24 protein-coding genes and 2 pseudogenes are annotated in these 25,857 nt (G+C 73.7%); 17 read left to right on the forward strand and 9 right to left on the reverse strand.

Annotated elements, in window-relative coordinates; translation table 11 throughout:
* Nucleotides 1–186 precede the first annotated feature (186 nt).
* Entirely contained in the window at nt 187–3,582 is a 3,396-nt protein-coding gene (locus tag ACZ6BB_RS23425) for a hypothetical protein (RefSeq protein WP_471617119.1), read from the forward strand.
* A gap of 88 nt (nt 3,583–3,670) precedes the next feature.
* Here ACZ6BB_RS23425 and ACZ6BB_RS23430 read toward each other — a convergent pair whose 3' ends face one another.
* From ACZ6BB_RS23430 to ACZ6BB_RS23440, 3 genes are all read right to left on the reverse strand, one after another.
* Nucleotides 3,671–4,798, reverse strand: a complete 1,128-nt coding sequence (locus ACZ6BB_RS23430) for a PP2C family protein-serine/threonine phosphatase (protein ID WP_471617120.1) — start codon at nt 4,796–4,798, stop codon at nt 3,671–3,673.
* Between the two features lie 141 nt (nt 4,799–4,939).
* Complete coding sequence (locus ACZ6BB_RS23435; RefSeq protein WP_471617121.1) at nt 4,940–5,704, reverse strand: IclR family transcriptional regulator; 765 nt, start codon at nt 5,702–5,704, stop codon at nt 4,940–4,942.
* A 91-nt stretch (nt 5,705–5,795) separates the two neighbouring features.
* Nucleotides 5,796–7,082 carry a cytochrome P450 gene (locus ACZ6BB_RS23440; protein ID WP_471617122.1) on the reverse strand — a complete coding sequence of 429 codons (1,287 nt, stop codon included), beginning with the start codon at nt 7,080–7,082 and terminating at the stop codon, nt 5,796–5,798.
* Nucleotides 7,083–7,216: 134 nt separating this feature from the next.
* On the opposite strand from ACZ6BB_RS23440, the gene ACZ6BB_RS23445 reads away from it, so the two are divergent.
* The 7 genes from ACZ6BB_RS23445 (at nt 7,217) to ACZ6BB_RS23475 (ending at nt 12,727) form a co-directional block, all read left to right on the forward strand.
* Nucleotides 7,217–7,684, forward strand: coding sequence for a DUF5709 domain-containing protein (locus ACZ6BB_RS23445; protein ID WP_471617123.1), 468 nt, complete (start codon nt 7,217–7,219; stop codon nt 7,682–7,684).
* Between the two features lie 174 nt (nt 7,685–7,858).
* Nucleotides 7,859–8,476: a dihydrofolate reductase family protein gene (locus ACZ6BB_RS23450; protein ID WP_471617124.1), complete on the forward strand. Its 618-nt coding sequence runs from the start codon at nt 7,859–7,861 to the stop codon at nt 8,474–8,476.
* An 88-nt stretch (nt 8,477–8,564) separates the two neighbouring features.
* The gene (locus ACZ6BB_RS23455; RefSeq protein ID WP_059081838.1) at nt 8,565–9,125 is read left to right on the forward strand and encodes an RNA polymerase sigma factor; all 561 of its coding nucleotides are present in this window, start codon (nt 8,565–8,567) and stop codon (nt 9,123–9,125) included.
* Complete coding sequence (locus tag ACZ6BB_RS23460; protein ID WP_471617125.1) at nt 9,122–9,946, forward strand: zf-HC2 domain-containing protein; 825 nt, start codon at nt 9,122–9,124, stop codon at nt 9,944–9,946. Before ACZ6BB_RS23455 ends, ACZ6BB_RS23460 begins: the two co-directional genes overlap by 4 nt.
* Nucleotides 9,943–10,776: an ABC transporter ATP-binding protein gene (locus ACZ6BB_RS23465; RefSeq protein ID WP_471617126.1), complete on the forward strand. Its 834-nt coding sequence runs from the start codon at nt 9,943–9,945 to the stop codon at nt 10,774–10,776. Before ACZ6BB_RS23460 ends, ACZ6BB_RS23465 begins: the two co-directional genes overlap by 4 nt.
* Nucleotides 10,773–12,152 (forward strand): hypothetical protein, encoded by a 1,380-nt coding sequence (locus ACZ6BB_RS23470; RefSeq protein WP_471617127.1) that lies wholly within the window; start codon nt 10,773–10,775, stop codon nt 12,150–12,152. The genes ACZ6BB_RS23465 and ACZ6BB_RS23470 overlap by 4 nt, the downstream gene beginning before the upstream one ends.
* Nucleotides 12,149–12,727 carry a hypothetical protein gene (locus ACZ6BB_RS23475; RefSeq protein WP_471617128.1) on the forward strand — a complete coding sequence of 193 codons (579 nt, stop codon included), beginning with the start codon at nt 12,149–12,151 and terminating at the stop codon, nt 12,725–12,727. The genes ACZ6BB_RS23470 and ACZ6BB_RS23475 overlap by 4 nt, the downstream gene beginning before the upstream one ends.
* A 55-nt stretch (nt 12,728–12,782) precedes the next feature.
* Here the strand turns inward: ACZ6BB_RS23475 and ACZ6BB_RS23480 are convergent, their stop codons facing one another.
* The gene (locus tag ACZ6BB_RS23480) at nt 12,783–14,477 is read right to left on the reverse strand and encodes a dolichyl-phosphate-mannose--protein mannosyltransferase (protein ID WP_471617336.1); all 1,695 of its coding nucleotides are present in this window, start codon (nt 14,475–14,477) and stop codon (nt 12,783–12,785) included.
* A 352-nt stretch (nt 14,478–14,829) separates the two neighbouring features.
* Here ACZ6BB_RS23480 and ACZ6BB_RS23485 point away from each other — a divergent pair, with 352 nt between their 5' ends.
* Nucleotides 14,830–15,393, forward strand: a complete 564-nt coding sequence (locus ACZ6BB_RS23485) for a hemerythrin domain-containing protein (RefSeq protein ID WP_471617129.1) — start codon at nt 14,830–14,832, stop codon at nt 15,391–15,393.
* A gap of 150 nt (nt 15,394–15,543) precedes the next feature.
* Here ACZ6BB_RS23485 and ACZ6BB_RS23490 read toward each other — a convergent pair whose 3' ends face one another.
* The 3 genes and pseudogenes from ACZ6BB_RS23490 to ACZ6BB_RS23500 form a co-directional block, all read right to left on the reverse strand.
* Complete coding sequence (locus ACZ6BB_RS23490; protein WP_471617130.1) at nt 15,544–15,714, reverse strand: hypothetical protein; 171 nt, start codon at nt 15,712–15,714, stop codon at nt 15,544–15,546.
* A 155-nt stretch (nt 15,715–15,869) separates the two neighbouring features.
* Nucleotides 15,870–16,011 (reverse strand): annotated as a pseudogene (locus ACZ6BB_RS23495) (NAD(P)-dependent dehydrogenase); the annotation flags it as partial.
* A gap of 84 nt (nt 16,012–16,095) precedes the next feature.
* A complete protein-coding gene (locus ACZ6BB_RS23500; protein ID WP_471617131.1) occupies nt 16,096–16,929 on the reverse strand; it encodes an ANTAR domain-containing protein in 834 nt (277 codons plus the stop codon).
* 135 nt (nt 16,930–17,064) lie between these two features.
* Between ACZ6BB_RS23500 and ACZ6BB_RS23505 the strand changes: the two genes are divergently transcribed.
* Nucleotides 17,065–17,412 carry a helix-turn-helix transcriptional regulator gene (locus ACZ6BB_RS23505; RefSeq protein WP_471617132.1) on the forward strand — a complete coding sequence of 116 codons (348 nt, stop codon included), beginning with the start codon at nt 17,065–17,067 and terminating at the stop codon, nt 17,410–17,412.
* A gap of 90 nt (nt 17,413–17,502) precedes the next feature.
* Here ACZ6BB_RS23505 and ACZ6BB_RS23510 read toward each other — a convergent pair whose 3' ends face one another.
* Nucleotides 17,503–18,267 (reverse strand): GAF and ANTAR domain-containing protein, encoded by a 765-nt coding sequence (locus ACZ6BB_RS23510; protein ID WP_471617133.1) that lies wholly within the window; start codon nt 18,265–18,267, stop codon nt 17,503–17,505.
* Between the two features lie 326 nt (nt 18,268–18,593).
* A pseudogene (locus ACZ6BB_RS23515) lies at nt 18,594–18,920 on the reverse strand (ANTAR domain-containing protein); the annotation flags it as partial.
* Between the two features lie 170 nt (nt 18,921–19,090).
* Here ACZ6BB_RS23515 and ACZ6BB_RS23520 point away from each other — a divergent pair.
* The 7 genes from ACZ6BB_RS23520 (at nt 19,091) to ACZ6BB_RS23550 (ending at nt 25,857) form a co-directional block, all read left to right on the forward strand.
* Nucleotides 19,091–20,290 carry an FUSC family protein gene (locus ACZ6BB_RS23520; RefSeq protein ID WP_471617134.1) on the forward strand — a complete coding sequence of 400 codons (1,200 nt, stop codon included), beginning with the start codon at nt 19,091–19,093 and terminating at the stop codon, nt 20,288–20,290.
* A 151-nt stretch (nt 20,291–20,441) separates the two neighbouring features.
* The gene (locus tag ACZ6BB_RS23525; RefSeq protein ID WP_471617135.1) at nt 20,442–20,909 is read left to right on the forward strand and encodes a hypothetical protein; all 468 of its coding nucleotides are present in this window, start codon (nt 20,442–20,444) and stop codon (nt 20,907–20,909) included.
* Between the two features lie 51 nt (nt 20,910–20,960).
* Nucleotides 20,961–22,745, forward strand: coding sequence for a hypothetical protein (locus ACZ6BB_RS23530; protein WP_471617136.1), 1,785 nt, complete (start codon nt 20,961–20,963; stop codon nt 22,743–22,745).
* 22 nt (nt 22,746–22,767) lie between these two features.
* Nucleotides 22,768–23,100, forward strand: coding sequence for a hypothetical protein (locus ACZ6BB_RS23535; protein ID WP_471617137.1), 333 nt, complete (start codon nt 22,768–22,770; stop codon nt 23,098–23,100).
* Nucleotides 23,097–23,651: a hypothetical protein gene (locus tag ACZ6BB_RS23540; protein WP_471617138.1), complete on the forward strand. Its 555-nt coding sequence runs from the start codon at nt 23,097–23,099 to the stop codon at nt 23,649–23,651. Before ACZ6BB_RS23535 ends, ACZ6BB_RS23540 begins: the two co-directional genes overlap by 4 nt.
* 21 nt (nt 23,652–23,672) lie before the next feature.
* Nucleotides 23,673–25,241, forward strand: a complete 1,569-nt coding sequence (locus tag ACZ6BB_RS23545) for an AAA family ATPase (protein ID WP_471617139.1) — start codon at nt 23,673–23,675, stop codon at nt 25,239–25,241.
* Between the two features lie 28 nt (nt 25,242–25,269).
* Nucleotides 25,270–25,857: a hypothetical protein gene (locus ACZ6BB_RS23550; protein ID WP_471617140.1), complete on the forward strand. Its 588-nt coding sequence runs from the start codon at nt 25,270–25,272 to the stop codon at nt 25,855–25,857.

Below are 25,857 nucleotides of genomic sequence, written 5' to 3' on the forward strand. Positions count from 1 at the left end.
TCCGAGGGGTGAACCACCGCCGGACGTGCGCCATTTGGGGGTCGGCCCTGCCGCGCGCGATCGACAGCACCGCCGGGGACGGGCCGGATGCCGGGGCCCCCGTTCGTCGGCACTCCCGCGATCAACGCTGGTGCGATGAGTACTTATTCGATCGCGTGAACGGATCTTGCCCGGCACAATCGGCGCATGCCGACCGCCGCCGAGGAGCTGCTCGCCGCCCTCGAACCCTTGCCGTTCCCCGCCCGGCTGACCCTGACGGCGCGGACCGCACGCCGGCTCGCGGACGACGGGACGCTCGCCCCGCTCCTGGCCGAACTGGACGGACGCGGACCCTACGAGCGGCGGCTCGCGGCGCTGGCGGCCCTCGTCGGACGGGACGCGGAGTTCCTCGCGGCCCGGCTTGCCGACCCGGACCCGGTGGTCGCCGGGTACGCCCGGCGCGCCGTGCGCGAGCTGCCCGTCCCGGACCGGGCGGTGGAGGCGGCCTACGACGACGCACCGGCCGTGCTGCGGCAGCGGCTGGCCCGGCTGCTCGCCGCCGGAGGCCGCAGCGCGCTCGCCGAACGGCTGGTGCCGCGCGTGCGCGCGGAATGGGGTGACGCCGAGGCCGCGCGGCTGCTGCCGGCCTGCTCCACCCCGTTCGTGGCACGGGAGCTGCCCGCCCTGGCTCACGCCGTCGACCGTTGGACTCGGCTCGCCGCCCGGCACCCCGACCCCGTGCTGGACCACGCCGAGCTGGCCCTGGCCGACCGGGTCGGCGGGCAGCGGCGGGACGACTGGTGGCGCCTGCACGCCACCATGGTCGCGGCCCTCGCGCCGCGGCGCCCCGAGCGGGTGCTCACCCTGATGGAGCGGCACGGCCCCAGCAGTTCGCCGCCCGCGCTCGTCAAGGGGCTCGGCCCCCTGGTCGCCGCCGACGCCGAACGCGTGATCGCCTGGATCGCCTCCCCCGGCCGGCGGACGCAGCGCCACGAGCCGCTGCCGCCGCCCGGGGTGCTGCGCCGGCTGGTGCGGGCCGAGCCCGCGTCGCTGATCGCGCTGGGCCGCCACTGGCTCTTCCGCGGCGTCCACTTCGCCGCGCTGATGAAGGCCATGGCACCCGGCCGGCGTGCCGCGTTCGTGGACGCGGTCTCCGTCGGGGTGCGGAACTGGGACGTGGCCCTCGGCGCCCTCGATCTGCTGCCCCGTGAGCGCCGCTGGGCGGAGGTCCGGCGCGCCCTCGCCGAGTCCGACGGCACCGACTACTGGTGGGAGGACCTGGACACCCTCGCGCACGGCCCCTTCGACGAGGCGCGCGCCGAGCTGCTCTCCGCCGTCGGGCGCCCCGACGCGGACGACCGGGCCATGGCCTGGCCGCTGTTCGTGACCTGCGCCGCCCTCGACGGGGGCCGGGAGGCGATCGCCGACCTGCTGACCCTCGCCGGACGCCGCCTGCGCAACGACCGGGACCCGGTCCGAGCCGCCGCGCTCGGCGCGCTCGCCGAGGCGCATCCGCGAGTCTTCGGGCCCGATCACGTCCCGCTGCTGGACGCGATCGCCGCCGACGCCCTGGAGGCGCGGGACGCCTCGGCGGACACGCTGACGGCACTGCGCACACTCGCCGTACGCCTGTTCGTCGAGCACGTCACCGACGACGAGGCGGAGCTGCGGCACTGCGCCCTGCGCATCCTGGAACGCCTCACGCGCCGCGTCGGCGTCCCCGACCTCGGCCCGCTCCATCGCGTCCTGAGGCGCGGCCAGGAGCGGCAGGTGTTCGAGGCCCTGCGCCCCTGGCTCGACGCCGGGGCGGGGCGGGCCGACTTCCGGCTGCTGCTGGCCCTGGCCGCCGCACTGGGACCACGCGCCCGGCGACTGCCCGAACTGCAGGAATGCCTGGCCGCGGCTCTGGAGCGCGGCGACGACGACACCTTCCGGGCGGCCGCCGAGCTGTGGCTGGCCGCACCGGAGACCCGCGACGAACGGGTCGCCAGGATCGTCGCCCTGGAACCGTCGTCGGTCGTGCTCCCGCCCGTACGGCGGGTGCTGACCCGGCAACGCACCGATCTGCTGGACACCCTCCTCGACGCGTCCCCGCCGTACGGCCGCTTCCTGCCGGACGGGGCCCGGTGCCCCCTGCCGGACCTCGACGACAGCGACCGCTGGCTGCCCCGCCAGCAGCAGGCGGCGGTCCGGCAGGCCGGCCGGGCGGTCGCGGACGACTCGCTCCCGCTCGACGAGCGGGCCGCCCTGATCCGGGCCGGGGCCCCGGTCCCCGAGTTCGGGCGGGCCCTGGCGCTCGCGCACACCGACGACCCGGAGGTGATCGTCGCCGAGGCCGCGCTCGGTGCGCTGCCCCGGACCGACCGCCCCCAGGACACCCTGGCGACACTGCTGGAGCACGCGGGAGACGACCGGGCCAGGGTCGCCGTGTACGCGGCGGCACGCGCCGCCCGCTTCACCACGCCCCGCGAACTCGCCCTCGCTCTCGGCCCGTTGCTCACCGGTGAGCGCCCCGCGAAGGTCACCGCCCGCAAGGAGGCCGTACGCCTCGCCGCCCGTTTCCTGCCGCCCCGGCAGGCGGTTTCCCTGCTGGCGAGCACCTTTCACGCCCCCGACCGGCACCCGGACGTACGGGCCGCCGTCGTCCGCGCCCTGCCTCCACTGCTCGGTGAGCCGGAGGCATGGCGACTGCTCGACGAGGCCGCCGACGACGACACCAAGGCCGTACCCGAAGCCCTTCTGGCCGTGAGCCCCTGGGAGCTGGCCGAGATGCACCGCCGCGCGTACGCCACCGTGATCCTCGGTGCCTACGGCACGGCCCTCGCGCGGAGCGAGGGCTTCGGGGACGGCTACGCCGTGCTGCGCGCCATGGGGGTGTGGTGCCGCCACGCTCCCGAACTGGCCGTGCGCGTCTCCGGGATCGTCCGTGACCTCGCGGACCGGACGCACTGGCGGTCCGCGGAAGGGGTGCTGCGTGAGCTGGCCGTCTCCGAGCTGCCGCACCCCGTGGGCGGTGCCGCGCCGGGCAGCGTCCTGCACGACACGGTGGCCGCGCTGCTGGCCGCACTGCACACGGCGCAGGGCGGCGCCGACGCGCTGACGGACCGGGACCTGCCGGCCCTGCAGCGACTGCGGAGCCTGACGTCGTTCGCCTACGTCGAGGGAGTACGGCCCGAGCTGCTGGAGGCGGTCGCGGAACAGCTCGCGCCGGAACCCCTGCTCGTAACCGAACGCGCCCATCTGCTCGCCCAGTTGGCCGATCACGCCCTGGAGCCGGCCGCGCTGCTGGAACGGCTGCGGGACCTGGCGGCGGCCCTGGAGGGCTCGGGGGTGAGCACCGTGGTCCACACGGCCGGCCGCCTGCGGACGTTCTCGCAGCATCACGCGCATCCGCGCGGAGCCGAGGCCCTGCTGGCCGCCGCCGACCGGTTCGCCCACGACGGGGGCGCGGTGAAGGGCCTGCTGGCGATCGGTCTCGTACGGGCGACCGGCGGTGCTCTCGGGTGGCCCGAGGAGTGGCGCGCGCTGCTGCGGCTGCTGCGCCGGCACCCGCACGCCGACGTACGCCACGAGGCGTACACGACCACGACGGAGAGGGAATGACCGTCCGCGTCGGGGAACGGGCGGCTCACACGATGCCGGAGGGCCGCAGGGTACGGGCCCGGACGGCCGGCATCTCGGCCCTGGCGGGCTAGCCGGCCGCACCCGCCCCGTGCGCCGCGGCCGGCTTGCGGAGCAGGAGCAGTGCCGCGTCGTCATGGAGCCGGCCCCCCACGTGGGCGAGCAGCTCGTCGTGGAGCGCCGAGAGAGTGTGCGCCGGTTCGTCGGACACATGGTGGGCCAGTCGCTCCGCGAGCGGATAGAACGCGCGGTCGCGGTCGCGGGCCTCCGTGACACCGTCCGTGTAGAGCAGCAGCTGATCCTCCTCGCCGAAGGGCAGGATCCGCAGACCGGGCGTCTCGCCCGTGAGCGCGCGCAGCCCCAGGGGCGGGGCCGGGCGGTCGGGCTCCACCGGTACGACCTCCGAGCCGCGCACCAGCAGCGGAGGCGCGTGCCCGCAGTTGACCAGCTCCAGGCGGCCCGGCCGGGGGTGCCCGGCGACGACGGCGGTCACGAAGTCGTCGCTGCGGAGGTTGCGCGCCAGGCTCCGCTCGATCCGGTCGACGACGGCGAGGAGGTCGGGCTCCTCGTACGCCGCCTCGCGGAAGACGCCGAGCACCAGGGCGGCGATCCCGACGGCGGGCAGCCCCTTGCCGCGCACGTCGCCGACGATCAGCCGTACCCCGTACGGGGTGGGTATGAGGGCGTACAGGTCTCCGCCGATACGGGCCTCGGCCGCCGCGGCGCTGTAGCGGACGGCCACCTCGAACGGGCCGACGGTCGAGGGTACGGGCTGGAGCAGTGCGTGCTGGGCGGCCTCGGCGACCGAGCGGACGGCCGCCAGCACGCGCTCGCGCCGTCCGCGCAGGGCGCCGGCCAGGGCGCTGGCCAGGGAGACGGCGACCAGCGCGGACAGGACGGCGGCCAGCTCGCGGCCCGGCGCGCCGTCCCGCACGCCGAGCATCGTGCCCAGCACCCCGGCGAGGAGACCGACGCAGAGCACGCCCCGCGGCCCGCTGGTGGTGGCGGCAAGGGCGGGCCCCGCGGCGAGCAGTGGCAGCCAGGTCAGCCCGGGGCCGCCGACGAGGCCGACGAAGACGATCACGGAGACGATCAGCACGGGCAGTGCGGGTGTACCGGAGGCCAGCTGTGTGACGACCCGCTGGCGGGCCGCCCTGCCCGTCCCGGACGCGAACGTCCGGGACGGGGGGTTCGGCATCGGCCCGTGGTCGCCGCCAAGCTCTCGGGTGTGACTCATGTATCGCCCGCGATCCTCTCCTGTGCGCGGAGCTCTCGGCTCCTGAATTGTCCGTTTTAAACAGGAAAGGGGATCTGTGCGGGCGCCACAAGGACCTGAATTTCAGATAGTGAGCGACAGGCTCCTGGTCACACGGCTCGCGATCGGGAGAAGCCGCGCCCGGACCTCCGGCAGCCGGGAGAGCCGGTCCGCGCGCAGCGACACACCGAGCGAGCCGAGCGTGTCCCCGCTGTAGACGGGCACCGCGATGCAGACCGTGCCGAGGGCGTACTCCTCCAGGTCCGTGACGGCCGGGGCCACGGGGGAGGAGTCCAGCCGCCGGAGCAGCTCCGGGGCGTCGGTGATGGTCCGCGGGGTGAGATCGGCCAGGTGGTGCCGGGAGAGGTACTCCCGGCGGGCGTCGGCGTCCAGCTCGCGCAGTACGGACTTGCCGAGCGCCGTGGCGTGCCCGGCGTCCTCGAAGCCCACCCAGAGATCGACCCGGGGTGCCCGGGGGCTGTCCACGATCTCGGCGACCCGGATCTCACCGTCCTCGTAGAAGGTGAGGTAGGCGGCGCCGGCCAGCTCGTCCCGCAAGGCGGCGAGCGTCGGACGGACCCGGCTGAGCAGCGCCTGGCCCCGCCCGGTGGTGTGCAGCGCCTGCACCTTGTCGCCCAGGACGAATCCGCCGTCTGCCAGTTTGCGCAGGTAGCCGTCGTGGACCAGGGTCCGCAGCAGGTGGTAGGCGGTGGCCAGGGGCAGCCCGGTCTCGCGGGCCAACTGCTTCGCCGGCGCGCCGTTCTCGTGCGCGCTCACCGCCTCCAGCAGGCGGAAGGCGCGCTGGACGGACGTGATGAGCGTGGGGCCGGGACCGTCGTGCACAGCCATAGGACCAGCGTGCGCCGGTCGCGCGGACCGGGCAAGCGCCGCCCGGCGCGGACGCGCCCTGCTCCGTGCGCGCGGCCGTCGACCCGGGCCGTCATCCCGCCGCCCGCCCCGCCGCCCGGACCCCCTCCGGTACGCGGACGGACTCCATGACGAACCCGCTGCGCACCCGCGCCGGCATCCGCGTCAGCGGGATCCGCAGATCCTGAGGCGGCACGTCGTACTCCAGCCGGGCCAGCCGCGGCCCGAGGGCCCGCAGCAGCGCGACGGTGACGTCCTCGCCGGGGCAGCGATGACCGCTCGCGCGGTCGCCGCCACCCTGCGGCACGAGGTCGTCGCGGCCGGGCGGGCGCTCCAGGAACCGCTGGGGTTCGAAGGTGTAGGGGAGGTCCCACAGACCGGGGTCGTGGTTCTGCCCGTACAGGTCGAGCAGGACCAGGGCGCCCGCCGGGATCGGCTCGCCCCTCCACTCCAGATCGGTGACGGCCCGCCCGCCGACGAACGGGGCGAAGGGGTAGAAGCGCCGCAGCTCGTGGGCGAACGCCACCGCGTACTCGGGGTCGCCCTCGGCCAGCCGTTCCCGTACGTCGGGCCTGAGGTGCAGCGCGTGCCCGGCGTAGGCGACGAACCAGCTCACGGCGACGGTGGGGCGGAGGACGTTCAGCAGTTCGACGGCGGCGGTGCGCGGGTCCAGGGGCAGGCCGTCGGCGTCCTCGTGCCGGACCACGACGTCCAGCGGCGACCCGGCGGGCGCGGTGGCGGCACCCTCGCGGACGTCCGACACCAGACGGGCCAGCCACGCCTCACCGCGCATGCGGGCGCGGCGGGCCCGCCAGTGCCGGGGCCCCGGCGAGGCGAAGCCGTCGACCATGGCGACCAGGTCCTCGGCCGTGGCCCGGCCGTCGGCGTCGCGGTCGTGCGGGGGGATCCCGGCCCACCGGCAGACGCCCAGGGTGAGCACCCGGCTCGCCTCGTCGAACAGGACGACCGAGGGCCGGTGCGGCCAGGACTCCTCGGCCGTGTCCCAGGCCCTGGTGACATGGTCCACCAGGCCGGCGACGGCGTTCGGACCGGTGAGCAGGGAGAGGAACAGCTCCTTGCGCACGCGATGGGGTGGCCCGTCCAGCGTGTGCACGGCGCCGTGGCCGAAGAGCGTGCCGAGCACCGGGCCGGGCAGCGCCGAACCCCGTTCCACATGCCGTTCGTCGGAGAAGAAGCGCACGGCCTCCGGGCCCCGCAGCGCCACGGCGGGCCGGCCCGTCAGCCGGGCCCGGACCAGCGGCCCGGCGGTGCGGCGCCGCCGGTCGGGCAGCCAGGTGTATCCCCTGACCAGCAACGCGAGCGAACTGTCGACGAGCGGGGTGCGGCGACTGTGCATCATGCCCACCCGAGTGCCCGCCCGGCCCCGCCGGTAACGCGGCGACGCGGCGCGCCGGTCAGACCCGCAGGTGTCACACCGGGGGAACCCGGTACTCCGCAGACGACAGCAACCAGCCGACGTCCCCGGAGGCGATCATGACCGACGAGAACATGGCGGACGACGCCTACCAGCCCACCGGCGGCAACGAGGAGCAGGAGGACGCCTCGCCGCTGGACCTCCAGGACGCGCTCGACGAGCGCACCTACGACGACATCCTGGACGAGGGGTACTCACCGCCCGAGAAGCCTCTGGGCGTCACTCGCAGCGGCACCACGGCGGCCGAGCAGCACGAGGGGGAGTCCCTGGACGACCGGCTGCGGCAGGAGGTCCCCGACGTGGAGGTGCCGCCCGGCGACGGGATCGGCGACCTGCCGGGCGGCGAGGGCGAACCGGTGGACCCGGAGGCCGGTGCGGACCGCGCCGGCCGCCTGGTCGCTCCCGACGAGGGCGTGCGGACGGACACCACCAAGGAACTCGTCGCGGAGGACGAGGGCATCGACGGCGGCGCGGCCGGCGCGGAGGAGGCGGCGATGCATGTCGTCCCGGACGACCGGCTGCCCTGACCGGGAGACCGGGAGACCGGCCGGGCGGGCCTCGCGAGCGGGTAGGCCGGGCGGGCCACGCGGGCAGGTAGGCCGGAAGAACACCGAGCATGTGCGGCGGCCGTGTCGAATACGACGGTTCCCGGTCGACGTGAGGGTGCAGGCAGCCGCCCGACGACCTCAGGAGCACCCCTCATGACGACCGTGACCGTGGACATGGCCCTCTCTCTCGACGGATACGTCGCCGGCACCGACGTCACCCCCGACAACCCCGCGGGCGACGGTGCCGAGCCGCTCTTCGCGTGGATCCACGAGCTGGCGAGCTGGCGCGAGCGCCAGGGCATGACCGGCGGCCGGGAGAACCGCGACTCCGAGCTGATGCGCGAGTGGTTCGACGCCACCGGAGCCGTGGTCATGGGGCGCACGATGTACGACACGGGCGAGAGGTTCTGGGGCGAGAACCCGCCGTTCCGCACCCCCGTCTTCGTGCTCACCCACCGGCCCCGCCCGACCCTGGTGAAGGAGGGCGGGACCACTTTCACCTTCGTCACCGACGGCATCCACGGCGCCCTCGAACGGGCGAGGGCCGCGGCCGGGGAACGGAACGTCGACATCGCGGGCGGGGCGAGCACGGTGCGGCAGTACCTCCGGGCGGGGCTGGTCGACGAACTGCACCTGCACGTCGTGCCCGTGCTCCTCGGCGCGGGGCTGCGGCTCTTCGAGGACCTGGGCGCGCGGCGGCGGGACCTCGAACCGGTCGGAGTGGTCGGGACCCCCCTCGCCACCCACCTGAAGTACCGCTTCGTGAGGTGATCACCCCACCGCCACCGGCCGACGCCAGGACGTGACGTGGATCACGTCCGATCGAAAACCCGTGGCCCGGGCCCCGCGTCTAGGGGGTGTGAGATCAGTCAGGAAGGCACCGGAGGAGCCGGACGAGGAGCGCCTCGTCCGGCTGGTGGCCAGGGGTGACCGCGCGGCGTTCGAGGAGCTGTACCGGCGCACCGCGCCATGGCTCGCGGTGCGGTTGCGGCGCCGCTGCGCCGACGAGCAGATCGTCGCCGAGGTCATGCAGGAGACGTATCTGGCGGTGTGGCGCGCGGCGGGCGCGTTCGCCGGGGCCGCGGTCGGCGGGAGCGCCGTCGGCTGGCTGTGGACCATCGCGGCGCGCCGTCTCGTCGACGCGTTCCGCCGCCGGGCCCACCACGCCGAACCGCCGCCGGCGGCCGCCGGGCAGCCCCTGGCTCCCGCCGCCGAGGAGGAGGCGCTCGCCGCGACCGTCGGCGGTGACGTCGGGGACGCTCTGCGGCGCCTCGCGCCCGAACTCAGACAGGTACTGCAGGCCATGGTGCTCGACGGACTGTCCGTCCGGGAGACCTCGGTCCTGCTCGGCGTGCCCGAGGGCACGGTCAAGACCCGCGCCCGCCGGGCCCGGACCGAGATGCGGAGGGCCCTGGCATGAGCGTGGAACACGCCTCGACACGGATCATCGACGGTTACGCGCGCGGCGACACCGGCCTCGGTGCCGACGACGTATGGGCCCTTGAGGCCCATCTGGAGCGGTGCCGGGAGTGCCGTGACCGGCTCTCGGCCGCCGTGACGGCGACCGCGCCCGAGGTGACGGCCATGGTCGGCACCGTCTGGTCCGGCCTCGAACCCCGGCTGGCCACCACCGCCACCATGCCCCGCCACCGTCGCCGGCGGGCGCGGCTGTCGAGATGGCTGACGCCCACGACCGTGCCGTGGCTGGCCATGATCACGAGCGTGACGCTGCTCGCGCTGCTGCTCGACGTCGTCGACACCGGATCCGGACCCGGCCAGGTGTCGCTGGTGCTGCTGCTGGCCCCCGTCCTGCCCGTGCTGGGCGTCGCGGCCTCGTGGTCGCGGGGTCTGGACCCGGCGTACGAGCTGACCGCCTCCGCGCCCAGGGCCGGACTCCCGCTGGTACTGCGGCGCACCGCGTCCGTGCTCGCCGTCGTCATCCCCGCGCTGCTGGCGAGCGGATGGGCCACGGGTGTGACGGCCGCTCAATGGCTGCTGCCCTCCCTGGCGTTCACCTCGGCGGCCCTGGCGCTCGGCGGAGTCGTCGGGGTGACCCGGGCCGCCGTCGCGCTGGTCGCGGTGTGGGCCGCCGTGGTCGTGGCACCGGCCGTGGCCACCAGCCGTACCCCCGTCGCCCTGCAGACCGACGGTCTGCCCGTGTGGGGGCTGATCCTCACCCTCGGCATCGGTGTCGTCATCGCCCGCAGGGGCGCGTACACCGTGCTGGGAGCCCATCGATGAACGACCGGAAGGAACACCACGTGATGTCCGCGGTGAGCGCGGCCGACCTCGCACCGACGTCCTACGCCTGGGAGATCCGGGCCACGGGACTGAAGGTGCGGGCCGGCAGGAAACGCATGGCCGTCGACGGGCTCGACCTGTCGCTCGGCACCGGAGTGCACGGCCTGCTCGGACCCAACGGGGCCGGCAAGACCACCCTCATCCGGGCGCTGGCCACCGTGCTGCGCCCCGCCGAGGGAACCCTCGAACTGCTCGGCGAGTCCGCGGGCGGCCTCGGCGAACACCGGGCCCTGCGCCGCCGCATCGGCTACCTGCCGCAGGAGTTCGGCTACTACAGGCGCTTCACGGTGCGCGAGTTCGTCGAGTACATGGCCTGGCTGAAGGAGGTCCCCAAGGCGGACATCCCCGCGGCGGTGCAACGGGCGGTCGAACGGGTGGGCCTCGCGGACCGCGCCGACGACCGGATGAAGGCCCTTTCGGGCGGCATGGTGCGGCGCGTCGGGATCGCCCAGGCCATCGTCAACGACCCGGTGATCCTGCTCCTCGACGAACCGACGGCCGGCCTGGACCCGGCCCAACGGCTGAGGTTCCGCCAGCTGTTGCAGGAGCTGGGCACGGACACCTGTGTGGTCGTCTCGACCCATCTGGTGGAGGACGTCGCCGCCGCCTGCACCGACGTGGTCCTCTTCGCCGAGGGCCGGCTGGTCTTCCAGGGCACCCCGGACGAACTGGCCGCGGCGGGCGGACCCGACCACGTGGGCGACAGCCCGCTGGAGCGTGGCTACTCGGCGCTCCTGCTCGACCCCCGGCAGGAAAGGGGCTCCTGGTGAACACCCGTGTCCTGCGAACCGAGTTGAGACGTTCCGTCGCCCCCTGGGCCGGAGCCGTGACCCTGATCGTCTCCCTGGCGTTCCTGTACCTGCTGAGCGGCCCCTGGTGGAAGGGCACGGCCATGTGGACGGCCCAGTGGACGTCCATGGCCCTGTGGACCCGCTCCCTGCTGTTCCTGCTGTGGCCGCTCGCGCTGGCGCTCGGGGCCCTCCAGGGGTTGCGCGACCACCGTTCGAAGATGACGGAGTTGCTGACCAGCACGCCACGCCCCGCCCGGCACCGGGCGGCGACGACCGCGGCCGCGACGGCGATCACGCTGGTCTCGGCCTTCACGGTGATCGTCCTCCAGGGCGCGGTACAGGTGGCCGGAGACACCTCGTACCAACATCTCGGCTGGCTGCCGATCTCGCTCGTCGCCGGACTCTCCCTCGTCGCGGGGCTCCTCCTCGGCATGGGGATCGGACGCAGCCTGCCCTCCCCGCTGGCCCCGCCCGCCCTGGCCGTGGCCGCGTTCGTGTTCCTCAACCTCCTGCGGATCTCGATGGACACGATGACGCCGGGCGCCGCGCCGCCCGGCCGGGCCACGCTGCTGTCGCCGGCGGTGGAGGACGTGCGCGACGTCTTCCTCACCCTCTCCGCCCCCGTCCACGTGGGCCAGACCGTCTGGCTGCTCGGCATGGCGGCTACCGGCTTCGCGCTGCTGCTCGCCGCGAACCGGCGCACCCGCCTGCTCGCCCTGACACCCGTCCTGGCGGGTGCGGTGATCGCCCTGCTGCTCTTTCCCGCGGACGCGCGCCGGGCGTACGTCGTCGACCAGGCGGCCGCGGCCCCCGTGTGCGACGGCCGGGTGTGCGTGGGGAGGGCGCACCAGGAGCGCCTCGCCGACCTCGCGAAGCCCGGGAAGAAGGCGCTCAGGCTGCTGCGGGACGCCCTCGGCGGCCAGGCACCGACGTCCGTACGGGAGAGCACCGCTCCCCGGGCGCTCTTCGACCCGCCGGAGCGGTCCCGCACGGCCGTGCTGGTCGACTTCGACGACAGCGTGTTCGCGGAGGCGAAGGGGGAGGCGATGACCCGGGCCCTGCTCGGTCAGGGCATGCTGCCGGTCTGCTTCGCCCGCAGCGCCAACGAGAGTGGCACGCTCGGCGAGATCGCGGCCCAGAGCGTCGCGGCCGGCTGGGTCCTCGGTGAACTGAAGCCGTTCGACGGAGCCATGCACGAGCCGAGCAAACAGCTGCGGGAGGCCGGCCCGGTGCTGCGGGAACTCAAGGCGCTGCCGTGGTCGGAACAGGTCGCACGGGTCAAGGCGGCGCACTCCGCCGCCGTGTCCTGCAAGGGCGACCCGCTCGACGTACTGGACGGCGGTGGGTCCCGGTGAGATGGCTGACGCTGTACGCCCGCTCCCGGCAGGTGCCGGTCTCTCTCGCCGCGCTGGTGATCGGCACGGCGCTGGTGTGGACCTTCGCCCGGGACGGCGGCGGAGGGCCGGGCGATCCGAAGGTGTCCGTGTTCGTCCTCGTCACCGGGGTGGTGGTCGCCTCCATCGGGCTCGGCGGGCAGGATCTCGCGCTGGACCGCACGGCCGCGATCCCCTGGCGGCGCCGCCGGGCGGCACACGTCCTGCTCATCGGGGTGGTCGCGGGCGCCGCGCTCCTCACGGCGCGGACGATCGGCGGGAACTCCTGGGTCACCACCGCGTTCGTCGTCCGCGACAGCGCCGGTCTGACCGGCCTGGCCGCCCTCGGAGCGGTGCTGTTCGGGGCGCGTTACGCCTGGACCCCGCCGATGGCCTGGCTGTCCTACACCGTCCTCGCCCCGCCCCCGACCGGCCTGCCCGCACGGGCGGCGAGCTGGATGTTCCTCGCGCCCGGCACTCCGGAGGCCACCTGGACGGCCCTGGTCCTCGCGCTCACCGGCACGGCGGCGTACGCCCTCGCGGGCCCGAGGCGGTAGCGGTGCGGCGGCGGGGCCGCCACGACGGCCGGCCCCGCCCGCCCGTTCTGACCGATCAGATCCAGGTGCCGAGCCACATCCGGGTCTGCCAGTCGGGATACGGGATCGTGGTCCCCGTGTAGACGGGGAAGAAGTAGATGAAGTTCCACACGATGAGCAGGACGAGCGTTCCCGCCGCCACCGCTCCCCGGTGGCGGCGTTCCGCGCCCGCGCCCGGCGGACCCAGCAGGGCGCCCAGCGTCATCGCCACGGCCAGACACAGGTACGGCACGAACACGACGGCGTAGAACGAGAACGTCGTACGGTCCTGGTACAGGAACCACGGCAGATAGCCCGCGCCCACGGCGCACAGGACCGCGCCCGCGCGCCAGTCGCGGCGCAGGGCCCACCGGAAGAGCAGATACACCAGCGCGCAGCACGCCGACCACCACAGCAGCGGCGTACCGAGGGCGACGACGGCCTGCGAGCAGCCGGTGAGCGCGTGGCAGCCCGCCTCACCGGGTTCGGGGGAGTGGTACGAGAACAGCACGGGGCGGCCGAGGACCAGCCAACTCCAGGGATTCGACTCGTACTTGTGGAACGCGTCCAGGTTCACGTTGAACCGGTACACGGCCGCCTCGTAGTGCCACAGACTGCGCAGCGGTGCCGGTATCCACGACCACACGCCGCCGCGGCCGTCCGCCCAGTGCCGTCCGTAACCGCCGTCGGACAGGAACCAGCCGGTCCACGTCACCACATAGGTCACCACCGCGACCGGGGCGAGGGACAGCGCCGACCGGCCGAGATCCTTGCGCAGCACCGCCCGGTAGGGGTGGCGGGCCCCCGCGACACGGCGGGCGCCGACGTCCCACAGCACGGTCAGGACCATGAAGAAGGCCAGGAAGTACAGGCCGTTCCACTTGGTCGAGGCGGCCAGCCCCAGACAGACACCGGCCGCGAGCCGCCACGGCCGCCATCCGGTCCCCGCACGGTCGCCGGTCTCCGCGTCCGGACCGGCGTGCCCGTCCTCGTCGACCGGCAGCGCCGCCGCGAGCCGGGCCCGGGCCCGGTCCCGGTCGATCAGCAGGCAGCCGAAGGCCGCCAGCACGAAGAACATGACGACCAGGTCCAGCAGGGCGGTCCGGCTCATCACGTAGTGCAGACCGTCCACCGCCATCAGCAGGCCCGCCAGACAGCCCAGGAACGTCGAACGGAACAGCCGGCGCCCCACGCGGCACAGCATCAGGACCGACAGCGTGCCCAGCAGGGCCGTCATGAAGCGCCAGCCGAACGGGTCGAGACCGAACATCCCCTCACCGACGGCGATGACCCACTTGCCCGTCGGCGGGTGCGCGACGAAACTCCCGGTGTCCGAGAGGGAGATCACCTGGGGGTCGGCCAGGATCTGCGGGTCGGCGACCTTGCGGTCCGGCCAGGTGCCCTCGTAGCCGAGCCGCAGCAGGGACCAGGCGTCCTTGGCGTAGTAGGTCTCGTCGAAGGCGAGTTCGTGCGGCCGGCCGAGACGCCAGAAGCGAATCGTTCCTGCCAGCAGGGCGACGAGCAGCGGCCCCAGCCACGCCATCGCCCTCGCGGCGCGGTACGCGGACTCAGGACCGAGCCCCACCCGCTCCCAGGGCCAGGTCGCCGGCTCCGGGAAGGGCGGCACCAGGCGCTCACGGGTGTCGCTCCGCGGGCGTCCGGTGTACCCGAACAGGAGCAGACGGTCGTTCCGGCCGAGGGGCGCCGTCGTCGAACGGGTGCCGTGGAGCATCGCGGTGAAGTAGTCCTTCGAGAGGGCGGGCGGGACCGTGCCGGTGGTACTCCGGCCGGGGCCGGGGGCGCGCCCGGAGGCTAGCAGGATCGATCCGGCGCAGAACGAGTGGCCGTTGACACCGGGCCGGAACAGCCGTGCCATCGCGCACGGCCCCGGTCACCCGACGCGTGCGGCGTTTCTCCCGCCGCACACGCACTTCCTGCCGTACGCCGAGATCGTTTGGGGCCCGGCGCCGCGTGGCTGGGCCGTTCGCGGGTACTCGGCGTCGCATCGCAAGACCTGTCGGGCCGACGGGTACCCATGCGCATACGGACGCGCACGGGTTGCACTCAGGAGAGGAGCGAAGGACATGGGACACGGTGGAGACGTCATCGCCGAACTGACCACGGACCACGGCGAGGTGGAGGAGATGTTCGGCAAGATCGAGGCCCTGCCGTCCGGGGATCCCCGGCGCAAGGAGTACGCGGACAAGGTCACCATCGAACTGGTGCGTCACTCGGTCGCCGAGGAGGCGTACCTCTACCCGGCCGTCCGGGAGCACGTCCCGGACGGCGACGCGATCGCCGACCGGGAACTGGAGGACCACGCCGAGGCCGAGCGCACCCTGAAGGCCCTGGAACGGTGCGAGGTCGACGACCCCGACTTCGACCTGTTGATCACCCAGCTGATGACCGAGATCAGGTCGCACATCCGGGACGAGGAGGAGAACCTCTTCCCCCGGCTGCGCGCGTCCTGCTCGGCCGACGCGCTGAACAGCCTCGGCGACAAGGTCCGCACGGCCAAGAAGACGGCGCCGACCCGGCCCCACCCGGCGGCCCCCGACACGCCTCCGGCCAACAAGCTGCTCGCCCCCGGCATGGGCCTCGTGGACCGCATGCGCGACGCGCTGAGCGGCCGGGGGAAGGACGACTGACACCCGTACCGCCCGGGGACCCGGGGGACGGGGAACGCCGCACCGGGTACGGCACCGGGTACGGCGAGGGGCCGGGGGAGAACAGTTCCGACTGTTCTCCCCCGGCCCCTCGCCGTCCGGTACCGGTCCCTCGTCGTACCCGGTCGGCCGTCAGTCGTCACCCCTGACGATGTGCGCATCCGCGCCGGGCTCCGTCACCCGGGCTCCGTCCCTGTCGACGAGGGCGGGAAGGCACAGGCGCACACCCTTCCCGCGCCGACGCCGGGCCTTGGCCCAGCCGCTCTCGCGGACGACGAGCTTTTCGACGGTGTGCGTACTCACGACGCCTCATCTTCTTTCGGAACCCGTATCGTTTCTTCTCGCTTCGTGCGTCACCGGGTTCCCGTCGGCCGAGTGCGTAAACGGCGCCGCCGCGCGCACGGCCGGACCGCTCCTCGCGGCAGTGTCACCGCTTCCGGGGAGGCCGTGACGAGGTGTCAGGGCAGGGGCGTCCCGCCGGTGGCGTTGAGGATCTCCGCCGTGATGAGATCCGCCCGCGCGGAGGCGAGGAACACATAGGCGGGCGCCATCTCGGCGGGCTGGGCCGGGCCGCCCCGGCGGTGCCTGCTTGTCGAACTCCCGTGCGCTCCGGACGTGGGGTGCGCGAGGTCTGCGTCGTCCGGGTACCCGACGTCGCCGGGTGTGACGAGGAGGGCTCCGGGGTCAGTCCGGGGAGGGGGCCTGCTCGGCGCGTTCGGCGACGACCTCGGCGACGGCGGCGGCCAGCCGTTCGCGCGTGCACGGGGGGACGGGGGCGCCCGTGCACGAGTCCACGAGCTGCCGGGCCGTCCGGTGCAGCTTGGTGTTGGTGTTCTGGGAGGTCCTGACCAGGGCGTTCCACGCCTCCTCGGGGCTCAGGGCGAAGGCGGCCATGAGGATGCCGCGGGCCAGGTCGATGGTGTCGCGGGTCTCCAGCGCCCGCCGCAGCTGCACGACCTCGACCCTGGGATCAGGCTCCCGTCGGTCGGCCGGGGACGCCGTGGCACCCGTACCACGAAGACCGTCCGCCAGGAGATCCGTGCCGCCCGTGTCCGTGCCGCCCGTGTCCGTGCCGCCCGTGTCCGCGCCGCCCGTGTCCGCGTCCCCGTCCTCCGGGGCGCCCGGAGGGCTGAACAGGGACAGGGTGTCGGTGAGCGAGAACACCCGCTGGGCGGCCCGGCTGACGCTGCGGATGGTGGCGGTCTTCGCGTGCTCCAGGGCTTCCCGGCGAATGCTGAGCAGGGCGTTGAGCCCGGAGCAGTCGCAGAACCCGACGCCGGCGAGGTCCAGGTCGATGCCCTCGGCGGAGCGGGCCAGCGCGTCACGCAGACCGCGCTGCAACTGGTCGTCCGTGCCGAGTTCCAGGTCACCGCGGACCGTGACGAGGATCCGGTCGCCGTCGGGGCGGCTGCTCAGGCTGAGCGTCGGCGACCGCCGTCCGTCGGTGGGCCCGGCCGCCGGCGCGCAGCGGATGGTCCCGGCGCCTGCCGACTCTGCGGGGTGCGCGGGCTCCCACATGGTCCCTCTCCTTCGGAACGCTTCCGCGAATTGTTCCGCTGCCAGGTTCACTCCCCCACAGACGCACGTCAAGTGATACAGGAATTATGATTCAGGTATTCGGAAACGTGAATGGAAAGGCGTAGGGTGACGGTCATGGCAGGAGCACCGGAAGCGCACGCGGGATGGACGTTCGTCACGAACCACGCACGGGTGCTGGCCGCCATCGCCGAGGATCGCACCGTGCGCGTGCGCGACATCGCCGCCCGGTGCAGGCTCACGGAGCGAGCCGTCCAGAAGATCATCGCCGACCTCGAAGAGAGCGGCTTCCTGTCCCACACCCGTGAGGGGCGCGGCAACACCTACCAGATCCGGTCGGGCGCCGAGCTGCGCCACCCCGCCGAGGCCGGGCTCACGGTGGCCTCCCTGCTGGCGCTGCTAGTGCGGGTCGACCCGCACCGGGCGGGGCCCCTCGGCGACGGCCGTCCCGGGGAGGACGCCTGAGCGGACACCGGCCCGGACGGCCGACGCGGCGAAGCGAGCGTCACCGAGTACCCCGGGCCGGCGCGAGCTGCAGGCCGCCCTGCGGGGCTGTCAGTCCTCGCGGAGGTCCAGGGCGCGGTCGATGATCGCCTGGGCCATCTCGACGGATGTCCGGCCTTCGGTGAAGGCCCGTGCCCGTACCCGCAGCAGCGCCTCCTCGGCGCTCACGCCGAGCCGCACCATGATCATCCCGGTGGCCTGGTGCACCTCTTCCCGATCCGACTCGGCTCCCGCCAGCCACGTCACGACTCCGTCGGGGGCGGGAGAGGCGTGATCCAGTGCGATCACCGCCAACGTGACGGCGTCGGCGACCAGCCGGGCGGTGCGGACCTCGCCGCGGCTCGGCCGGCCCGGCGTGTCCCGGTACAGGTCGAGGGTGCCCAGGGCGCTCCCGGCGCCGGTCAACGGCAGCGAGAACGCCGCCCGCGCTCCCGCCCGGGCCGCCTGCACGGAGAACAGCGGCCAACGACCGGTGTCCGGCATCCGTGTCAGGTCCGTCGCGAACACGGGTGCGCGCAGGCGGGGGGCCTCCATGCAGGGGCCTTCGCCGAGGGTGTACTGCACCTCCGCCAGCCGTGCGGCGACGCTGTCGCTCGCGCACAGCACCACCCCCAGCTGAGAGCCGTCCCCCAGGACCGAGACGGACAGCCCCGAGGCCATGGGGAGCAGCGTGACGCAGGTGCGGCAGAGCGTGGCGGGCACCTCGGGCGGAGGCAGCCCGCGCACCGCGGCGACGAGTTCATGGGCGACACGGGCACGTTCCCCGTCCGTCTCCCGAGCGGCGTCCCCGTCGCCCCGCGGTTCGTCGTCGGCCATGACCATCACCTCCTGCGGTCGCCACCGGAAACGGTCCCACCGATCGGCGCCGAGCCCGGACACGGCGAAGCGCGCCCCGCTGCTCCCGTGTCCCTTGCCCTGCGGGCGGGGGACGCCATGGTCACTGGGTTTCCGTCGTGCGCCCGGGGAAACGCCCGAGCGAGTCCTTCCCCAGGTGGGCCCGTCGGACCGAGCAGGTGTGGGGAGGCGTGGCAGGGGGACTTGGTGGGCAGACCGGATTCGGCGACGTTCCCCTGGGGGCCGCTCCGGTCAGGCTTCTCTGGTTCAGACAACGTGCCGGAGGAGCCGTCCCCCTCCGCACGCCCTCACAGCGCGCGCCGCTCGCAGCTGAGGCGGGCGACCTCGCGAAGCGTGATGTCGTTCTCCTGCGAGAAGCGGCGCAGCACGTCGAAGGCCTCGTCCCCGCCGGCATGGAGGCCCCTCAGGGTGCCCATGGCCTCGCCGATGAGGTGGCGAGTGGCGACGGCCCGCTCCATCCGGGCGTGGGTGCGGGCACCGGAGAAGGCGACCGTGGCACGGGAGGCGAGCAGCCGGCCCGCCGGCTCGCTGACCTCGGTGAACGCACCGAGGTCGCGAGAGCAGAGGTTGAGGGCGCCCAGGTCCTCGTGCTCGGTGAACAGCAGGAACCCCACCCGTCGCGAGCCGCCGCGGTGCGGGCACGCCTTCGCCTGCCCGCCCGGACGGGTCCGAGCCACGTCCGGCGTCGCACCGCGCCGCCTCCCCGACCGCCGTGCGGTGTCCGCAGGTCGGGACATCGCGGTCGGGGAGTGCGTCCCGCCGCTGATGTGGCACTTGGTGGAGCATGGAGTGGACCGACAGGACGGTACGGGAGGTACGGCGGCGCGGCGCGGCCGCCGTGACGACGCTGCGGCGGGCCTGGACGGAGCCGGGCCGGGAACGGGATCTGGTGGCGCAGGCCGCGAAGGCGGCGCTGGCCGCCTGGGTGGCGTGGGCGGTGGCGGGCTGGTGGCTCGGCGCACCGATGGCGTTCGTGGCGCCGTGGGTGGCGGTCGTCCTGGTGGAGTCGACGGTCTACCGGTCGCTCGCGCACGGGCTGCAGCAACTCGCGGCGATCGCGGCGGGCACGGTGGTGGCCACGGGGGTGGCGCTGGTGCTGGACACCACGATGGTCACGATGGCCCTGGTCCTGCCGACCGTGCTGCTGCTGGGCCAGTGGCAGCGGCTGGGCAGTCAGGGCGTGTACGCCGCCACCGGCGCGCTCTTCGTGCTGACCGGCGGTCAGGTCACCGTCGCCGCCTCGGCGGCCCGCGTCGCGGAGGCGGTCTTCGGCGCACTGGTCGGCGTCGCGGTCAACGCGCTGGTGCGGCCGCCCGTGTACCTGCGCGACACCGCCGCCGCGCTGCGGGACGCCGCCCGCGAGGCCGGGGAGATCCTGGACGCCGTCGCGGACGGGCTGGCCGACGGCGAGTGGAACGGGCACCACGCGGGGGAGTGGCACGAACGCTCGCTGCGCCTGGGCCGCCTGGTCGAGCAGGCCCGGTCGGCGATCGACTGGAGCCGGGAGAGCATGCGCGTCAACCCCCGGGGCCGTCGCAGGCACGGCGTCGCCGCCCCGGGCGAGGCGTACGCCGACGCGCTGGTCGTGCTCGACCAGGTGGCCGTCCACACCGCGGGCGTCACGCGCACGGTGTGGGAGACCGCGGACGACGGCAAGGCGGCCCGGCCGGCCGATGTGCTCGCCCGCCCCTACGCGGACTTCCTGCGCCGCACCGCACACGCCGTCCGGCTGTACGGCCGTACCCGCTTCGCCCCGGGCGATCACGACGGGCCCGCCGTGGCGGAGTTGCGGGAGGCGGCCCGAGAACTCCACCGCACGCTCGACGAGTTCCGTCAGCGGCTGCCGGGCGCCGTCGCCGACGACCCCGACGCGCTCGTGACCTACGGAACGCTGCTGGCCCAGGCCCATCGCCTGGCCGACCAGCTCGCCCAGGACCCGCCCCCGGACACCGGCCGGGCGAGCGGGCGAAGGCCAGGGCGATAGCCGGTCGTTATCCGGTACTTATCCGGGTAGTAAACGGTCATTGTCGATTGATACCGCTCAACTTGGGCGCTGTGGAAGGGGCGTCAATACCCTTCGGATACAGCGCGTCACCGAAGAGGCGCAGGTCGGTCCATGTCAGCAGGGGGCATCCATGGGATCCGTTGAGCGGCCTCGCCGCATCGTCGTGCCGCCGGGCACGTCCGTCGCGCCGGGCGCCGCGCGGATCACCGCGCCGCCGGCGCCCGGACCCCTCGGAACCCGGCAGATGTTCGCCGCCCGCACGCCCGAACTCCTCGGGCGGCTGCGCCGGTTGGACGCCGCGGTGGACGACGCCGCGGTCCGGGACATCGCCGCGTGGCTGTGCGAGCAGTACACCGGCCGCGGGGCGCCGGTCCCCGTGGGCTTCGTCGCGCCGTGCCTGCTCGGTTCCCCCTACGTGGACCACCGGCTCGGCCTCGACGGACGCATCCTGGGCCACTGCACGGCACACGACACGATGCCGCCGCCGTTCGACGCCGCCCGGATGCTGGCCCGTTCGGACGCGTACGCGTTCGTCGAGGTGTACGCGGACGGGCTGGTCCTGCCCGTGCTGCCCGACGGCAGTGTCGTCAGGCCCTGAGCCGGCGGACCGCGCCGCACGAGAACGACACGGCACCGAACGGAGACGCGCGTGAGCGAGATCAACCTCGGCCCCATCCTCAGCCACATCAACAACCTGGAGCGCCAGCTGGAGCGCTCCGTCCGCTCGCTCGGCGGCCAGATCGAGCAGGTGGACGGTGAGGTCCGCGACGTCAAGGCCGTACAGGCGCAGACGAAGGACCGCCTGGAGGTCCTCTACGACAAGTTCCTGGAGTTCGTCGGGAGAACCGAGCGCATCGCCGCCGCCCAGCGCGCGGAGACCCGGATCGTCCGCATCAACGACGAGGTCGAGCACAAGTACGGGCACCACAAGGTGGTCCGCCGGACCGCGACCGGCATCCTCCAGGCGTTCGACACCGGCCTCGTCCAGGAGGAGACGGTCCGGCAGGTCAGCGAGGAGCTGATGATCCAGACGCCGCGCTACTGGCTGGCCCCCGCCCTGGTCGGGCTGGCGGCCTGGGCCGGTGACGACGAGGCCCTGTGCGCACGGGCGGTCGAGGAGGCGTTCCGGCGCTCCACGTCGAAGACCTCCCTCTTCTTCGCGCTGATCCTGCGCAGGCAGGGACGCCAGGACGCCTCCCTGCGCTGGCTGCGGCACTATCTGGAGGAACAGGACCCCCGGGTGCTCGGCCGGGAGTTCCAGGTCATCCTGGAATGCGTCTCCCAGGGCGCCTTCGGACCCCCGGGCCGCCAACTCCTTGCCAGGACGCTGGAGGAGTGGCGCAAGCGCCTGCTCGACGACGACGCCGTACGCGAGGCCCAGGCGGGACGCTGGCGGCAGGAGATCGACTCCATGCGCGCCCCGTCGGCCGCCGCCGACTTCCCGCGACTGGCCGAGGTGTGCCCCCAGTGGGCGGCGCTCGACGACGTCCTCGCCCGCGCCCGCGCGCACGAGGCGCTGCTCAGCCGGTTCCGCACCCTCATGGAGAGCGAGATCCTCCCGGCCCACAACCTGGAGGACACCGTCGACGACATCCTCGACAACCTGGTCCGCAACTCGGACGAGGAGGAACTCCCCCTCCAGCGCGAACTGCTGCTCAACCAGGCCATCGTGCGCCACGACGGGGACGAGGAGGCCGCGCGCAAGGAAGCGGACATGCGCTCCGAGGCGCTGGAGGAGACCCGAAACTACCTCAGCGTGCAGTCGGTCGCGGCCCTCGACCCCGAGGCCGTGGGCGCCTCGCCCGCGGCACAACGGGTCGCCGTCGCGTCCTGCCAGGAGTGGTTCGCGCAGGCGCACGCCGGATTCAGCCGCGACTACCGGGCCGCCGTGCCGCCCAGGATCGAGATCTCGCTGCGCAACACCTACGGCATCGGCCAGGGCACCCAGCGCTTCAAGCTCACCACCTGGACCAAGCCGCTCACCGACGACCTGCCGGACCTGGAGGCGTCCCTGACCCGGCACTGGAGCGGCTACGTCGACATGTACGTCAAGTCCCTCGGCTACGACTACCGGTCCTCCCTCGCCCTCCTCGGCGCGGCGGTCACCGCGATCCTCGTGATCTTCCTCGGCGTCCATGTCGGGTTCGCGCTCATCGCGGCCCTCGCCGTCGGAGGCATCTGGGGCATCGTCCTCCACAACCGCGCCGACACCGCGCGCACCGCCCAGGAACAGGCCCGTGAAGTGCTCAGCCGGCACATGACGGAGGCCATCGGGCGGCTCAGGGGCGCCCACGCCGAACTCACGGACTGGCAACAGCAGTACTGGGCGGCCGACTTCGTGGAGGCCGAGGCCCGCACCTTCATCGCCTCCCTGAACACCGCCACCGGCGCCCCCTCCCCCTTCGAGGGCCGCGTCGTCGGCGCCGGCGACTGAGCAGGCAAGAGAGGAAACGACCATGAGCGACGATCTCCCCTTCGCCCCGGACTCGACTCCCCCCTGGCTCAGGCCCGAGATCCCGGAACACCTGCGGCCGTTCGCGGCGCCCCCCAGACCGCAGCAGCCTCCCGTCGTACCCGATCAACGCGACTCCGACGGCACCCCGGGACCCGTCCCCACCACACCGCCCGCCGAGCCCGCGCCCTGGGCCTCGGCCACGCCGCGCCCGCCGGACCGGCCGGCGTCCGATCCCGTCACCCGGCGGCTGCGGCGGACCGTGACCGACCTCCCGGCCTGGGACCCCCTGCCACCGGGGGAACAGCTCGTGCGCCGACCGTCGGGGGGCCTGTGAACCGCGCCCGGTGGGGAGGCGGGAGCGACTACCAGGTCTGGGCCCGGACCCTGGACCGCTGGGCCGACGGCGAACAGACCGACCCCCTGCACCTGCCGCCGCTGTCCGCCGACAGCCTGCCGGCCGACACCTGGCAACGGCTGCTGACCCGCATCGCCGCCGCCGTCGACCGGCGACTGCAGCACGGGCTCGACCTGATGGTCCGTGAGGTGAACGACGCCACCGACGAGTTCTCCGTCGGACGCGCCCTCACCCGCGGCCGCGACGTCCTGCGCTCCGTCCGCTCCGTCATCACCCACACCAGCCTGCCCACCGACTTCCGCAAACGCATGGCCGCCCTCATGGACGACCACACCCGCCGCCTCCAGGACGAACTCGAACGGGGCGTGCAGTCACTGCTCGCGGAGGGCGCGGACCCCCACGCCGTCGAGACCCGGCGCCGCACCCTGCGCGACAACCCCCTCACCGCAGTGCTGTCCGAGCCGACCGCACCGCCCCCCGTCGGCTGGTACGAGCCGACCGGCGGACGTCGCATCGTCACCCCCGACTGACGCCACCACGGAGAACCCACCATGTCGAACTACTCCGACAGCAAGCGCGACCTGGACAACTACCTCACCGCACGGGTGCCCGTCGTCGGGCTGCGCACCATCGAACAGGCCCGCGCCCTGCGCATGCTCAAAGAGGTCGCGAACCAGCCCAGGCGCACCTCCCAGCAGTTCTGGATCCACACCAGGGCCACCGGTCTGCGCGACCTGCGGTCGGGAGCGGCCGTCCTGGAGGACCGGTCGCTGACCGGTGCCATGGACTTCGCCGCCGCCCAGTTCGCCGCCCGCCCGCACGCCACGCTCGTCCTGGTCGACCCCGGGGAGCTGGAATCCGACACACCCTTCACCCGTAACGTCGCCGAACTCGCCCGGATCGCCGACGCCCACTCCGGATGCGTCGTCCTCATCACCGACAACCCCATCTGGAGCGGTCTGCAACGACTGGGCATGAGCCTGCAGCTGGACCTGCCGAACGCCGACGAGATGTACGCGACCATCAGCGGCTTCCTCGGCGACCACCGGGGCGTGGTCGCCATCGCCTGGACCGAGCACGACGCCCGCCGGGCCGCCGAGTTCCTCCAGGGAGTCACCGAGGGCGAGGCGGTGAACCTCCTGGCCACGCTCATCGCGAAGGGATCGGTGGAGGCCGACGACGTGCTGGCCCTCGCCAGTTCCAAGGACCGCATCTTCAACAACCTCGCCGGACTCGAACGCGTCGCCCGCAAGGACGTCGACTACTCCGTCGGCGGGCTCACCAGTCTGCGTGGCTGGCTGGAGCGCAAACACCGGCTCATCCACACCGACCTGAGAGGCACCCAACTGCGCCCGCCGCGCGGTGTCCTGCTCGTCGGAGTCCCCGGCTGCGGCAAGTCCCTGTCGGCCAAGGCCATCGCCCAGCAGTGGCAGCTTCCGCTCTACCGACTGGACATGGCCAGCATTCACGGCCGTTACCTGGGCGAGTCCGAGGGACGGATGCGGGAGGCGCTCGACGCCGCCGACCGGGTCGCGCCGTGCATCCTGTGGATCGACGAGATCGAGAAGGGACTGGCCGGCGCCCACGACAGCTCCGGCGTCCAGCAGCGCATCATCGGGCAGTTCCTGTTCTGGCTGCAGGAGTCGGACTCCCGCGTCTTCGTGGTCGCCACCGCCAACGACGTACGCAGTCTGCCGCCCGAGTTGCTGCGCAAGGGGCGCTTCGACGAACTGTTCTTCGTGGACCTGCCGGACGACCAGGACCGCAGGGAGATCATCGCCCTCTACTACCGGCGCTACGTCAAGGCCGAACCCCACCCGGACCAGCTCGACCGGCTGGTGGAACTCTCCGAGGGCTTCGCCGGCTCCGACATCGAGTCGGCCCTCCACGACGTCGGCGCCGAGGTCCTGCTGGGCGGCGGCGCGGACCGACTGAACCCCGCGTTCGTCGAGGACACCTTCGCCAACACCGCACCCCTCAGCCGCAGCAACCCCGAGCAGATCGAGGAGATCCGCGCCTGGGGCCGGGAACGTGCCGTGCCCGCCGGCCGGTCCGCCGCCCCCACCGCCCCGGCCGGCGCGGGCACGCCCCGCAGGGTGGTCGTCCTCGGGGACACCTGACCGGCACGGACAGCCGAGGGGGCACGGGGTGGGGGACGCATGGGTGGCGCTGGCGGTCGCCGCCGTCGGAGTCGTGGGCACACTGGGCGCCGCGCTGCTGACCCAGAGCCGGGCCGACCGCACCAAGCGCCTGGAACTCCAGACCCTGGCCCGGCAGCAGGGAGAGGACCGCGCCCACGCCGAACGCGTGCGCCAGGCCGAGCTGTCGGCGGCCCGGGGACGCGAACTGCTCGACCTGCGACGCGCCTGCTGCATCGCGCTCAACACCGCCGCCCGGCAGTACCAGACCGCCCAGGTCAACCTGTGGCACGCGCTCAAGGAGGGCACGGGCGTCGACGCGTGTCTGCAACAGCTGGACGAGCGCCGCAGTGCCCACCGGGAGAGCCACGCCGAGGCCCAGATGATCGTGCCGACGGCCGTGCTCGCCGCCGCGGGCACCGTCAGCCGACAGCTCAACAGGGGTTACGGCACGCTGAAGAAGGCCCTCGCCGACCCCTCCGGTGACGCCACGACGCTGGACGCGTTCGAACCGGAGATGCGGTCGGCGTGGACGCTGCTCTCGGACATGCGGCACACCATGCGCCGCGATCTGGGAGTCGACGACCCCGGTCCATGA

This window comes from Streptomyces sp. NPDC041108 (assembly GCF_055592645.1).